We start from the raw sequence: 12,800 nt of genomic DNA on the forward strand, positions 1-12,800 counted from the left end.
TCGGTGCCCGTCGAAAAAGCTGGCCGCGATCAGAGAACCAACCGGAACGTATGGAAACCGTCGGCGCCGTCGCCGACATCTTCGACGTGGACGCTTTTGAGGTCGGCGATATAGGTCTTCGCCTTCGGCGCGCTGTCGAACACGACGGTGGTGCCCGGCATCGGCTTGAAGGTCCAGTTGCCATCGGCGCTCGGGTTGATGGTGCCCTGATCGTGGATATAGCGGACGATGACGTCGCGATTTGTATCAGGAGCCTGATAGACCACCTTGTCCGTGGCGATATCCGGAAACTTGCCGCCGCCGCCAGCCCTATAGTTGTTGGTGACCACCAGGAATTTCATCGCAGGATCAATCGGTTTTCCGTCGAACTGAAGGTTTTGGATGCGATTGGAATCGGCATTCACCAGCTTGCCGTCGTCATCGAACCGACGCTTCTGCGAAAGGTCGATCTGATAGGTGACGCCGTCTATGACGTCGAAATTGAAAGACGGGAAGGACTGGTTCAGCAGCGGTGCATCTTTTGCCCCGGGTGTGATCTGGTTGAACATCGATGCCGACATCTCGAGCCAGTTCTTGACCTGCGCTCCGTTGATGACCACGGCCTGCACTGTGTTCGGATAGAGGTAGAGGTCGGCGACGTTCTTGATGGCGATGGGGCCTGCGGCGACGTCGGTGTAGTAGTCCGGGCCGTTGCGGCCACCGCATTTGAACGGCGCTGCGGCAGATAGAACAGGCAGATCCTTGTACTGCGTCTCCTTCAGCATGTCCTTGATGTACCAGCTTTGCGCCTTGGAGACGATCTGGACCGAGGGGTCGTCGGCCACCAGCGCGAAATAGGAATAGAGCGGTGCTGCCGTCTTGCCGACCGGCGTGCGGACATAGGCGAGGGTTGCCTCGTGCTCGGCTTTCGCTGCCTCGACCACTTCCTTCTTGTCGCCGACATCGGCGATAACCTTCTTCTTTTCGTCGCGGTGATAGATCGGCCGGGCTTCGCATGTGAAGTCGACGATCTTCCAGTCCTTGCCGTCCTTTTCCAGCAACAGGTCGATAAGGCCGAGGTGGGAACCCCAGAAGCCCCCCATGACTGCAGGCTTGCCTTGCAGCGTGCCCTTGACGGGGTCGGCGCCCTTGATCCCATCCCACGTTTTCGGGCCGGGGAAGACCAGATGCTGGTGCCCCGTGAAAACCGCATCTATGCCTTCGACTGCCGCAACGTAGAGCGACGCATTTTCCATCCGGTCGGTTGGTGCAGCGCCATCGATGCCGGAATGCGACAGGGCGATGATGATATCGGCGCCCTGTTCCTTCATGACGGGTACCCATGCCTTGGCGGCCTCGACGATATCGCGGGTCTGCGCCTTGCCCTCGAGGTTCTTGATATCCCAGAGCATGATCTGTGGCGGCACGAAGCCGATGAAGCCGATCTTGATCGGCGTCTCCTCGCCGGCGCCATCCTTGATGGTCTTGTCGAGGATCAGATAGGGCTTGAAGAACAGGTCGTCCTTCTTCGGGTCGCTGGCCAGCTGCCCCTTGGTGAGGTTGGCGCAGACGAACGGGAAGTTGGCGCCGCCCAGAACCTTGAACATGAAGTCGAGGCCGTAATTGAATTCGTGGTTGCCGAGCGTGCCGACATCGTAATTGAGCGTGTTCATCGCCTTGATGACGGGGTGGACGTCGCCGTCCTTCATGCCGTGCTGATAGGCCATGTAGTCGCCCATCGGATTGCCCTGCAGAACGTCGCCATTGTCCACGAGAATCGAATTGGTCGCCTCGGCGCGGATGGAATCGATGATCGTTGCCGTCCGCGTCAGCCCCATCGTCTCGTTCGGCTTGTCGGCGTAGTAGTCATAGGGGAAGACGTTGACGTGGATATCCGTGGTTTCCATCAGCCGCAGATGGGCCTGATTGCCGGCTGCGCGCGCCGAAAAGGGGTGCAGCATCACAAGTGCTGCAGACGCACCGAGACCGCCCAGCAACGAGCGGCGGGACATGGAAAAATCGAAACTCGCAGGCATGGCTTTCTCCTCAGGATTCATCGACGTCCCCCGACGCCGGGCGAGACTAGGATGATTTATCGAGGAGTGCACCCGTTAAGTGACAGGTAGATGGCACCGGTCCGGCAAGCGATCAGCGTTTCAGAACCGGCGTGATATCCTTGTGGAAAAATCGGAAATAGGAGCTGACTTGCGCCGCCGCATTGGAACTGCGGTTGAATTCGACGCCAATGCGGCCATTGCGCATCCAGCGGACCGTCCCCTCGATGGTGCCGATTTCTTCGCAGTCGATGCGGACCTTGCTGCCGGCCGCGCCAAGGAAGGCGCCGCCCAGATCGAGCGCCAGGCCCGTGGGCGAAAGATCGACGATGCGGCCCTCGGTTTCACGGTTGAGATATCTGACGCTGCCGACCAGGCGCGCATGGCGTCGAACCTGGCTGCGCACCTTCATACCGAGCATGTTAGGTTCGTTCTGCATTGTCATTCCTGCCTCCAGTTAAGGATTAGCCGACAGACGTTGATAATGAGTCTATGCCAAGCTTAAGTTTCGAAACGCCGTACGCCGGTCAGAGACCGACATTAGGCCTGTCGATCACCTCCCGCAGCGCGAAGCTCGAGTTGATCTTGACCACATGCGGCAAGGCGGACAGCCAGTCGCGGTGGATGCGCTCGTAATCTTCCAGATCGCGTGCGGCGACCCGCAGGATGTAGTCGTACTCGCCCGACATCAGATAGCAAACGAGCACGTTGGGACAAAGTTTCACCGCAGTTTCGAACTCCGTCAGCGTTTTGGCGAACTGGCCGGACAGCGATATATGAACAACCGCGATCATCCGGTAGTCCAGCGCCTTGTGCGAAAGGCGCGTGTGGTAGCCGCCGATGGTGCCATTCTTTTCGAGGATATCGACGCGGCGAGAGCAGGCGGATGGCGAAAGCCCCGCCTTGACGGCAAGCTCGGCGTTGGTGATCCGGGCATTCTGCTGTAGAGCTCGCAAAATGGCACGATCGATGGCATCCAGCTCAGACATTCGAATTTCCTTCGATATTTGACAGTAAAACGCAATTATCGACGAAAAGTGGCCGTTCTGTAAACCGTCTTTGCAAGGACATTGCGTCGCCGAAATGGTTCACTTGCGCATCACGATCCGCAGAGGCGGACGGCTATCGAGAGGAACGCACATGCGCATCGGCTGCCCGAAGGAAATCAAGAACCATGAATACCGCGTAGGCCTGACGCCTGCTGCCGTGCGTGACTACGTCGCCCACGGCCACCAGGTCTGGATCGAGACCAAGGCCGGGGCGGGCATCGGTGCCGACGACCACGCCTATGCGGCGGCCGGCGCCAAGATCGTCGGTACGGCCAAGGAAATTTTCGAGGGCTGCGACATGATCGTCAAGGTCAAGGAGCCGCAGCCGCAGGAATGGGCGCAGCTGCGCGAAGGCCAGATCCTCTATACCTATCTCCATCTTGCCCCGGATCCGGAGCAGACAAAGGGCCTGCTGGCCTCCGGCGTCACCGCCATAGCCTATGAGACCGTGACTGACGACCGTGGTGGCCTGCCATTGCTGGCGCCGATGTCGGAAGTCGCCGGACGCCTGTCGATCCAGGCTGGAGCGACGGCATTGCAGAAGGCCAATGGCGGTCTCGGCGTCCTCCTCGGCGGCGTCCCGGGCGTGCTGCCGGGCAAGGTCACCGTCATCGGCGGCGGTGTGGTCGGGCTGCACGCTGCACGCATGGCTGTAGGCCTCGGTGCTGACGTCACCATCCTCGATCGCTCCCTGCCGCGCCTGCGCCAGCTTGACGACCTCTTTGCCGGCCGGGTGCACACCCGCTATTCCAGCATTCAGGCGCTCGAAGACGAAGTCTTCTCGGCCGACCTGGTCATCGGCGCCGTTCTGATCCCCGGTGCTGCTGCGCCAAAGCTTGTGACGCGGGAGATGCTGACCGGCATGAAGAAGGGTGCCGTCATCGTCGATGTCGCCATCGACCAGGGCGGTTGCTTCGAAACCTCCCATGCAACGACGCATTCCGATCCGACCTATGTCGTCGAAGGCGTCGTGCATTATTGCGTCGCCAACATGCCGGGTGCCGTGCCCGTGACCTCCGCCCATGCGCTGAACAACGCCACGCTCCACCATGGCCTGGCGCTTGCCGATCGCGGCCTTCGCGCCATCGCCGAAGACCGCCATCTGCGCAACGGTCTCAACGTCCACAAGGGCCGCATCGTCAATGCAGCGGTTGCCGAAGCACTCGGCTATGAAGCCGTTGCGCCGGAAAGCATCCTGAACGTTGCCTGACCGCAAGGCCAACTGTTAGATGAAGGCGCCGGGCTCCCCGTGGACCGGCGCCTTTTGCTTGTCTATGCGGCACTGGTAGCAGTTGTTGCGCGCCGATCGAACGTGGACATAAGCTATTTCCGGCCGCGCCAGCAGCGTTTCGGCATAGGCGGGAATGTCGTCGGTGGTCGTGACGGCGCCCGTGCCGTAGACGATGCGATTGCTGTCGCTGTATCCCCGCACGATGAAGTCGCGGGTGCCGGACAGAACGGGCGGCAGGACCTCCTCTGCCGCATAGCGCTGGCAAGGCACCTTGTGCAGAAAGACCGGGCCGGTTTCGGCGTACGGCTGCAGCTCCGGAAAGGGCCGATAGGCAAAGACCAGAAACGCGTCCCCGGCATCGATATTGCGGAGGCAATGCCGGCAGGGATTGCCCGGACCGTCGGAGATCGTGGTTTCCGGCAGCCTCCCGTAGGCATCGGCGGCTCCGCTCCAGAGAGCTTCGGCATCGGCATAGGGCATGGCGGCGAAACGAATGTTGGACATGACAAATCTCCCTTTGAGGTCGTCATGACATGCGGCTCCGATCAGGGCGAAACCACCCGTTTCTTGCCGTTCGTTTTCAAAGCGCTATTTTGCGACAAAAAAGGGAGCTTCAGCATGCCGAACATCGATCTCGACTATCTTGCCAAGCAGAATGACAAGATACTGGAAGAACTCAGCGCGTTGCGGCGAGAGGTTACCGATCTCAGGGCGACTGCCGGACAATCGCTCGAAATAGACCGGCGCACAGATCCGCGCCGGCCAAGCGGCCTGTCACGCTAGCCTCAGCCGCGCTTGATGATCTCGAGCAACTCGTCGTCAGTCAGCGGCGTGACGGTGCCCTGCGCCGTCGAAACCGGTGAGAAACCGAACATCTGGTAAAGCTGCAGTGCGCGCGGATGGTCGAGATTATTGGTGGTTACCACGATCTTCTGCGGGTTCGAAAGCCACAGGGCATAGAGAGCCTGCAGCAGGAACCACTTGCCGATGCCAAGCCCCAGCGCGTGCTCTATCAGCCCGAAGTGACTAAGCTCGATCGTGTCCTCGTCGACGCGAAAATGTTCGAAGAAGCCGGCGGGCGCGCCGTTGACGTAGAGCACGCTGACGTCGTTGCGCTCGTCATGGAGAACGTTCGTCAGTTCCTCGTCGCTCATTCTCATCCGGTCCACCCACTGCCATCGGGCGCCGACCTGGCGGTAGAGATAGCGGTAGAACGGCAGCGGGATCTTCGGCGCCCGCATCACTGCGGCCTGGATGTTGATCGGGATCGCCAGGCTGGTCTTCGGCGGCGCAGTCATCTTCAATCGGGTGATCTGGACCGGTATCGATGCGATGGATGTTTCAGTCATGTTCAAGCCTTGCCGGTGGCGATGGGGGTGTCCTGCCGGCTTCCCCATTCCGTCCAGGAGCCGTCATAGAGCCGGTTGTCGCTGTGATCGAGTGATTCCAGCGCCAGCGTAATGATTGCCGCAGTGATACCCGAACCGCAACTGGTGACGACCGGCTTGGAAAGATCGATGCCGGCGGCCTCTATGGTCTGCTTCAGTTCGGACAGCGTCTTCAGCTTGCCACCGGTCGAAAAGGAGCCGGAAGGCAGGCTGCGGGCACCCGGCATGTGGCCGGAGCGCATACCGGCGCGGGGCTCGGGTTCCTCGGCTGCGAACCGGCCGGCGCTGCGCGCATCGGCAATCTGCATGGCGCCGCTGGAGACGATATCGCGCATGTCCTCGAAGCCGACCACGCGCTTGTCGTCGAATACAGGGGTGAAGGTCGCTGGCTGCGGATCCGGCGTCGTCGTTTCCAGCGGACGGCCCTCGGCCTTCCAGCCATCGAGGCCGCCATCCAGAACTACGACGTTGCTAGCGCCCATGATGCGAAACAACCACCAGACGCGCGGTGCCGAAAAGATACCGGGACCGTCATAGACGACGATCCGGTCGGTTACCGATATCCCGAGCTTGCCGACCTGTTCGGCGAAATAGTCCGGGGAGGGCACCATGTGCGGCAGGTCTGTGGAGTGATCGGCGATCTTGTCATGATCGAAACGGACGGCGCCCGGAATATGGCCGGCGGCGTATTCGGCCTCCGCGTCCCGCTTCTGCGCCGGAAGATAGAACGCGGCGTCGACCACCTTCAGGTCCGGAGCGCCAAGCTGCTGTTGCAGCCAGTCGGCCGATACGACAAAACGGCTTTGGTCGACACTCATGCTGATCTCCATGCTGTTCAGGCTTCTTGCCCGGGCGTTCCGAAGCGGATGCGAAAGCGCCGGTTTTCCTTGCCCTTTTTTTCGATCTTGGCGATGAAGATCGCGCCGACCTCCTGCGTCTCCGACACATGTGTGCCGCCACAGGGCTGGCTGTCAACGGACGAACTCTCGCCGATGCAGACGAGGCTGACCCGGCCAAGTCCTATCGGAGGCCGAACGTTCTTGGACTTGACGATGCCCGGATTGGCCGCAAGCTCTTCGTCGGTAATCCATTGCAGGGTGATCGGGTGATTTTCGTTGACGAGCGTCATAAGCTTCGCCGTCACATCGTCCTTGTCGATCGCCTCGCTCATGTCGAAGTCGACGCGGCTCTCGTCTTCGCCGACGGCAGCGCCTGTGATCGGGTAGGGGCAGACGACTGACAGGAGATGGCAGGCGGTGTGCATCCGCATCAGCCGGTAGCGGCGCGGCCAGTCGATGTGCAGAACCACTGTCTCGCCGACGGAAGGCACGGCCTCGCCTTCGAGCGGTGTGTGCAGGATAATGTCCTTGGTCGCGCCATGGCGGGCCTGGCCAAGCATGATCCTTGAGCCGTCGCTGCGTTCCAGAAATCCGGTATCGCCGGGCTGACCGCCCGATGTTGCATAAAAGCAGGTCCGGTCGACCTCGATGCTGCCGTCCTCGTGCACTGCAGTCACCGTCGCCTCGACGGTCGACAGATAGAAATCGTCACGGAAGAGCGCCTCGACTGTCATCGGCAATCACGCGACCCGTTCATAGGGAACGGAAATCTGCGGGGACGCCGTCAGCCAATCCGGCACAGGCAGGCCCTTTGATTTCAGGAAGTCCGGGTTGAAGAGCTTGGACTGGTAGCGGTTGCCATAGTCGCAGAGGATGGTGACGATGGTGTGCCCGGGGCCGAGATCCTTCGCCATCCGCATCGCGCCGGCTATGTTGATGGCTGAGGAGCCGCCGAGGCATAGCCCCTCATGTGCTGCAAGGTCGAAGACAATCGGCAATGCGTCCGCATCAGAGATCCGGTAGGCAAAATCAGGCTTGAAGCCCTCGAGATTGGCTGTGATGCGCCCCTGGCCGATACCTTCGGTGATCGACGATCCCTCGGATTTCAGCGTGCCATGCGCATAGAACTCATAGAGCGATGCACCTTCGGGATCGGCGAGGCCGATCTTGATGCCCTTGTTGAAGCCATGCAGACCTATCGCCGTCCCGGCCAGCGTGCCGCCGGAACCGACCGCGCAGATGAAGCCGTCGACCTTGCCGTGCGTATCATCCCAGATTTCGCGCGCCGTCGTCTCGATATGCGCCTGGCGGTTGGAGAGGTTGTCGAACTGGTTCGCCCAGATGGCGCCGTTCGGCTCGGTCTTTGCCAGTTGTTCTGCGAGCCGGCCGGAGACTTTGACGTAATTGTTGGGGTTTTTGTAAGGGGCAGCCGGAACTTCGACCAGTTCCGCGCCGAGCAGCCTCAGCGCGTCCTTCTTCTCCTGGCTCTGCGTTTCCGGGATGACGATGACGGTGCGATAGCCCAGCGCCTTGGCGACAAGAGTGAGGCCGATGCCGGTGTTGCCGGCCGTGCCCTCGACGATGACGCCTCCCGGCCGCAGCAGTCCCTTCTTCTCGGCATCGCGGATGATGTAGAGCGCCGCACGATCCTTGACGGACTGGCCAGGGTTCAGGAATTCCGCCTTGCCATAGATCGTCGAGCCGGTCGCCTCTGAGGCGCCCTTCAGCTTGATAAGAGGTGTGTGGCCGATCGCTTCGAGGACGGAGGGGTAAACGCTCATGGGATCTGCCTTCTGTTTGATCCTATTGTAAGAACGGTCTTTTCTCTCCACAAGGCGGCATTGGCAAGAAATACCGTTCTCATAGGGCGGCCGGTGCGATAAAATTCATTGGCTCCAAGCAATAAGTCTGCCTTGGTGATCTGTTGATTGACTTTTGGCGTAAGCGTCAGCAGAAAAGTTCGAGCGGGTGAACGGTCTTGGTCGGAACGAATATGGTGGGCAATCAGATCGATACTTTCGACGCGCTTATGGCGCATTATGTTGCCGGCTCGCTTCCGGAACCTGCCCGCATTCTTGTTGCTGCCCATCTCGAGATGCAGCCCATCAATCGTTTAATCGTCCATGATCTGGAAGCACTTGCAGGCGAGGCTCTGGAACAGATGCCCGCCGCAAATCCCGGTGACAGGAACGCCCGGCTTGCTGCAATTTTCGCGTCGCCGGCCTCGTCGGAACCGGCGCCACGACCGGTCGAAAGATCAGGTGACGGCGGGTTGCCACAGACGCTGCGCGATTTCATCGGTTACGATCTTGCGGATATCCCGTGGCGCAGCAAGTTGCCGGGCTTCAAGAAATACGGCCTTGGCGAAATCGATGGCTGCAAGGTGAACCTGATGTGGATCCGAGCCGGCAGGAAGCTGCCGACCCACACCCATGAGGGCGCCGAGTTGACGCTGGTGCTGGAGGGTGCATTCTCGGATGCGCGCGGCCGCTACGGGCCGGGCGAGATATCGATCGCCGACGACAGCATCGTACACCGGCCGGTCGCCGAAAACGACCGGCCCTGCATTGCCTTTTCGGTGCTCGAGGCGCCGATAAAATTCAAGGGGCCGCTGACGCGTCTCGTTGGCGACCTGCTCGGCTGAAAGCAGCCACAATAGCGTGCTATCGGCAGCGACAAACTGCTGGACAGGAACTTTCTGACATCGCCTGGTGTTGAACCGGACCCGCCGAGGAGCAAACGAGATGCGTGACTATGTCGCCCGACCCGATCATGGGATCGTCTGGATTTCCGGAGCCAGCTCGGGCATTGGACGGGCGCTCGCGCTCAAGCTGGCGGGTGAGGGGTACCGGGTCGCCGTGACCGCCCGCAACCATGACAAGCTGCTCGAACTCCAGTTGGAGGCGGCAGGACTTGCCGGCAGCATCATCGTTCTCGATGGCGACGTTACCAGTGCCGAGGACATGGAACACACCGTCGCCGCCATAGAGTACCAGCACGGCACTCTGGCCATGGCGATCTTCAATGCCGGCGTCTATCTGCCCGTCGACGGTGCGCATCTGAAACACGAGGACTTCGAGCGGAGCTTCTCCGTCAACTTGTCCGGCGTGGTCAATTGTTTGATCCCCGCAGTCCGTCACATGAAGACGAAGGGGCAGGGCCAGATTGCTATCGTCTCGTCTGTGACCGGCTACGGAGGGCTGCCGACAAGTGCTGCCTATGGAGCCACCAAAGCGGCGCTCATCAACATGGCCGAAAGCCTGAAATTCGATCTCGATAAACTCGGCATCCGAATCCAGGTCATCAATCCGGGCTTCGTCGATACCGAAGCCACAAAGAACAACCAATTCCCTATGCCGTCGCTGGTGACCGCCCAGGTCGCTGCCGATGAGATTGCCGCAGGCCTGAAGTCGCTCTCCTTCGAGATCAGCTTTCCGAAGAGTTTTACACTACGGTTGAAGCTGCTGAAATTCCTGCCCTACAATCTCTATTTCAAGGTCATCAACCGGTTTACCGGATGGCCCGAGCGCGCGGTGGAGTCTCCGCGCGATCCCTCTCCGCATCCAGCCGAGTAGCGGCTGGCCTGCTGCCGTCGATGCGGGAGCGCAACAGCTTGTGCGCTGCCTCGTCGAGCGGAAAATTCCACATAAGCGCCACGGCGGCGAGCTTCAGCGCGATGGGTATCCACGCATAGGCGATGGCCAGCGTCCAGAGAGCCTCCGGCCGGTTGCCGGCGCCGGCCGCAGCATCGAAGCCGAAGACAGATAGCAGCGGAAAAATCAGCCCAACACCCGCAGCCAGTGACAGCTTGGTGGCCAGACCCCAGGCCGCAAAATAGAGGCCGCCGCGCTGCGAGCCGGATTGGGCGGTGTCCACATCGATGACATCGGCCTGAATTGCCGGGGGCAGAGACAAATCGAACCCCAGCATAAGGCCCGTGACGATGCAGATCGCGCCAAAACCATAGAGCGAACCGGAAGGCAGCAGCGGTGCCGCGACGAAGGCGGCACAGGCAACGATCATCGCAATGCACCAGGCGCGGTGCTTGCCGAAGCGTCTGGCAGCCAGCGTCGCCAGCGGAACACCGGCGATGCCGAACAGGAAATACACGAACAGCAGCGGCCCGCGCGATTGCGGCAACCCAAGCCGGTCCGATACGAAATAGAGAAAGAGTGTCGCGGGGATGCCGTTTGCAAAGCCGTTGATGAAATACGCGATCAGCAGGCGGACGAACGGCATGTTTGCCGCAAGAAATCCGAGGCTCTGTCGGAGGGCTATCCCGGCGACGCTATGCTCGCGCGGTTCCGGCACGAAGATCACGGCTATCAGGCCCGAGACCGGCAGACTGATCGCGACCACGATCCCGAGCACGGCGAGCCCGGAAATTGGAGCTCCGCGCTCCATGCCGATGGCGAACGGCACGACGATGGCAATCAGCACCCCGATCAATGAGATGCCCTCGCGAAGGCTGGTCAGCGATGTGCGCCCGCTGTAGTCGTCGATAAGCTCCGCCCCCCATGCCGAATAGGGCACCATCGCCATCGTATAGCCGAGCGACAGCACTACGCCCCAGACGCCAAGCCACAGAAGCGTCACACCCGGTGGCGGCGAATAGAGCATCAGCGCGGCAAGCGAGGCGATGGGTACCGAAAGCGAAAAAAGCAGGCGACGTCGGCCGAAGCGAGGTCGGAAGCGATCCGCGACCATGCCGACCAGCGGATCGGATACGGCATCGAATATTCTCACCAGCAGCAGCACGAAGCCGACGCCGGCAAGGGGGAGGCCTATGGTTTCGGTGTAGTAGGTCGGCACCACCGCATAGAGCGGCAGGCCGAGCGCTGCGAGCGGCGCTGCCGGCAGCGCGTAAGCCAGAAGCCGCCACCAGCCGATCTGTCGTTGACCGCTCGACTGCGGTGAACGCAGTCCGTCCGCGTCACGCCCTGGCAAAAACCACCTGGCGCACGTCGATATTGCGCGAGAGGAAGCCCGCCTCGCAGTAAAACAGGTAAAAGTCCCAGAGCCGCTTGAAACGGTCATCGAACCCAAGCGGCTTCACCCGCTCCCAGGCGGCCCAGAAACGGTCGCGCCATTCAGCCAGCGTCCGGGCGTAGTCGAGCCCGAAACCGAAATCCTTGACCATCGACAGGTCGACCTTCCGGCTCAGCGCCAGGAGATGTTCCGGCGTCGGGAGCATGCCGCCGGGAAAGACGTATTTCTGGATGAAGTCCGGGTTGGCCTTGTACTTCGCGAAGGCCTCTGGCTTGATGGTGATGATCTGCAGGCCAGCCTGGCCACCCGGCTTCAGGCAGTCCTTCAACTTGGAAAAATAGGTCGACCAGTATTTCTCCCCAACCGCCTCGAACATTTCGATGGAGATAATCTTGTCGTAGACACCGGTTTCGTCGCGATAGTCCTGGAAGCGGAAATCGACGCGATCGCTGAGGCCAGCCTTGCGGATACGCTCTTCGGCGAAGACCAGCTGTTCGCGGCTGATGGTCAGGCCAGTAACGCGGCACCCCATTTCCCGCGCGGCGAATTCGGCAAACCCGCCCCAGCCGCAGCCGATCTCCAGCACATGGTCGCCCGGCTTGATGCCGGTGGCCTCTGCCAAGGCCCGGTATTTCGCATTCTGGGCCGACTGCAGGTCGTTGGCGCCGGTCGAATAGAGCGCGGAGGAATAGGTCATGCTCGGGTCGAGCCACGCTTTGTAGAAGTCGTTGCCGAGATCGTAATGCGCCGAAATATTGCGCTTGGATCCGGCCTTGCTGTTGCCGCGCATCCAGTGGCGGATCTTCTCGACGACCTGCATGATGCCGCCGGTGCCGTTGGCATACTGGTCGGCTGCTTCGCCGTTGATCAGGAAAAGCTGCAGGAAGGACACGATGTCGGGGCTGTCCCAATCGCCGTCCATATAAGTCTCCGCGACGCCAATCGTGCCCGTAAGCAGCGCCCGGTAGGCGAGCTTCCAGTTTCGCAGCGTCACGGCCGCCTTGGGACCCTCCATCTTGCCGACGACGACTACCTTGCGGCCGTCCGGCATCTGGATGGCGAGCGAACCGGTCTGCATCTGCAGCAGCCCGCGAAGGGCAAGTCGCGCCTTAAACGGCAATCCCTTGGAGACGCGCGCGATGTTGTCGTGCGTCAGAATCTCGGCGCCCTCGGCGAATTTCGTCCAGTCCTGCCTGTCAGTCATCGATGCTCCGGTAGCAATTGGCTTGGCTCCTGCACCTATATGATGTGCGACCGGGACTTGCCAGTCC

The 12,800-nt window shown here is 61.0% G+C and carries 14 protein-coding genes; 4 read left to right on the forward strand and 10 right to left on the reverse strand.

Annotated elements, in window-relative coordinates; genetic code table 11:
• Positions 1-29: 29 nt before the first annotated feature.
• The 3 genes from PR018_RS05785 to PR018_RS05795 form a co-directional block, all read right to left on the reverse strand.
• Complete coding sequence (locus PR018_RS05785; RefSeq protein ID WP_142822451.1) at positions 30-2,015, reverse strand: bifunctional 2',3'-cyclic-nucleotide 2'-phosphodiesterase/3'-nucleotidase; 1,986 nt, start codon at positions 2,013-2,015, stop codon at positions 30-32.
• A gap of 112 nt (positions 2,016-2,127) precedes the next feature.
• The gene (locus tag PR018_RS05790) at positions 2,128-2,472 is read right to left on the reverse strand and encodes a PilZ domain-containing protein (RefSeq protein ID WP_244615219.1); all 345 of its coding nucleotides are present in this window, start codon (positions 2,470-2,472) and stop codon (positions 2,128-2,130) included.
• Positions 2,473-2,560: 88 nt separating this feature from the next.
• On the reverse strand, positions 2,561-3,022 hold the full coding sequence (locus tag PR018_RS05795; protein ID WP_142822454.1) for an Lrp/AsnC family transcriptional regulator: 462 nt from the start codon (positions 3,020-3,022) through the stop codon (positions 2,561-2,563).
• A gap of 151 nt (positions 3,023-3,173) precedes the next feature.
• On the opposite strand from PR018_RS05795, the gene ald reads away from it, so the two are divergent.
• A complete protein-coding gene (ald, locus tag PR018_RS05800) occupies positions 3,174-4,292 on the forward strand; it encodes an alanine dehydrogenase (RefSeq protein ID WP_142822456.1) in 1,119 nt (372 codons plus the stop codon).
• A 15-nt stretch (positions 4,293-4,307) separates the two neighbouring features.
• On the opposite strand, the gene PR018_RS05805 is transcribed toward ald, so the two are convergent.
• Entirely contained in the window at positions 4,308-4,817 is a 510-nt protein-coding gene (locus PR018_RS05805) for a DUF1203 domain-containing protein (protein WP_142828865.1), read from the reverse strand.
• Positions 4,818-4,931: 114 nt separating this feature from the next.
• Here PR018_RS05805 and PR018_RS05810 point away from each other — a divergent pair, with 114 nt between their 5' ends.
• Positions 4,932-5,096 carry a hypothetical protein gene (locus PR018_RS05810; protein WP_162854756.1) on the forward strand — a complete coding sequence of 55 codons (165 nt, stop codon included), beginning with the start codon at positions 4,932-4,934 and terminating at the stop codon, positions 5,094-5,096.
• Between the two features lie 2 nt (positions 5,097-5,098).
• On the opposite strand, the gene PR018_RS05815 is transcribed toward PR018_RS05810, so the two are convergent.
• Genes PR018_RS05815 through PR018_RS05830 form a run of 4 tightly spaced genes read right to left on the reverse strand, consistent with a single transcriptional unit; the run spans position 5,099 to position 8,321 of the window.
• On the reverse strand, positions 5,099-5,662 hold the full coding sequence (locus PR018_RS05815; protein ID WP_142822459.1) for a GNAT family N-acetyltransferase: 564 nt from the start codon (positions 5,660-5,662) through the stop codon (positions 5,099-5,101).
• A 2-nt stretch (positions 5,663-5,664) separates the two neighbouring features.
• A complete protein-coding gene (gene sseA, locus PR018_RS05820) occupies positions 5,665-6,519 on the reverse strand; it encodes a 3-mercaptopyruvate sulfurtransferase (RefSeq protein WP_142822461.1) in 855 nt (284 codons plus the stop codon).
• A 17-nt stretch (positions 6,520-6,536) separates the two neighbouring features.
• Positions 6,537-7,274 carry an alanyl-tRNA editing protein gene (locus tag PR018_RS05825; protein ID WP_142823576.1) on the reverse strand — a complete coding sequence of 246 codons (738 nt, stop codon included), beginning with the start codon at positions 7,272-7,274 and terminating at the stop codon, positions 6,537-6,539.
• Between the two features lie 6 nt (positions 7,275-7,280).
• Complete coding sequence (locus PR018_RS05830; RefSeq protein ID WP_142822463.1) at positions 7,281-8,321, reverse strand: cysteine synthase A; 1,041 nt, start codon at positions 8,319-8,321, stop codon at positions 7,281-7,283.
• Between the two features lie 212 nt (positions 8,322-8,533).
• Here PR018_RS05830 and PR018_RS05835 point away from each other — a divergent pair, with 212 nt between their 5' ends.
• Both PR018_RS05835 and PR018_RS05840 read left to right on the forward strand, forming a co-directional pair.
• On the forward strand, positions 8,534-9,184 hold the full coding sequence (locus tag PR018_RS05835; protein ID WP_142822465.1) for a ChrR family anti-sigma-E factor: 651 nt from the start codon (positions 8,534-8,536) through the stop codon (positions 9,182-9,184).
• Positions 9,185-9,284: 100 nt separating this feature from the next.
• Positions 9,285-10,115, forward strand: a complete 831-nt coding sequence (locus PR018_RS05840; RefSeq protein WP_142822467.1) for an SDR family NAD(P)-dependent oxidoreductase — start codon at positions 9,285-9,287, stop codon at positions 10,113-10,115.
• Here the strand turns inward: PR018_RS05840 and PR018_RS05845 are convergent.
• Together PR018_RS05845 and PR018_RS05850 are read right to left on the reverse strand one after the other, a co-directional pair.
• Positions 10,051-11,487, reverse strand: a complete 1,437-nt coding sequence (locus PR018_RS05845; RefSeq protein WP_224128474.1) for an MFS transporter — start codon at positions 11,485-11,487, stop codon at positions 10,051-10,053. The genes PR018_RS05840 and PR018_RS05845 overlap by 65 nt on opposite strands.
• Positions 11,474-12,733 carry an SAM-dependent methyltransferase gene (locus tag PR018_RS05850; RefSeq protein WP_142822468.1) on the reverse strand — a complete coding sequence of 420 codons (1,260 nt, stop codon included), beginning with the start codon at positions 12,731-12,733 and terminating at the stop codon, positions 11,474-11,476. The genes PR018_RS05845 and PR018_RS05850 overlap by 14 nt, the downstream gene beginning before the upstream one ends.
• Positions 12,734-12,800 lie beyond the last annotated feature (67 nt).

This window comes from Rhizobium rhododendri (genome assembly GCF_007000325.2).
In the GTDB taxonomy this organism is placed as follows: Bacteria; Pseudomonadota; Alphaproteobacteria; order Rhizobiales; family Rhizobiaceae; genus Rhizobium; species Rhizobium rhododendri.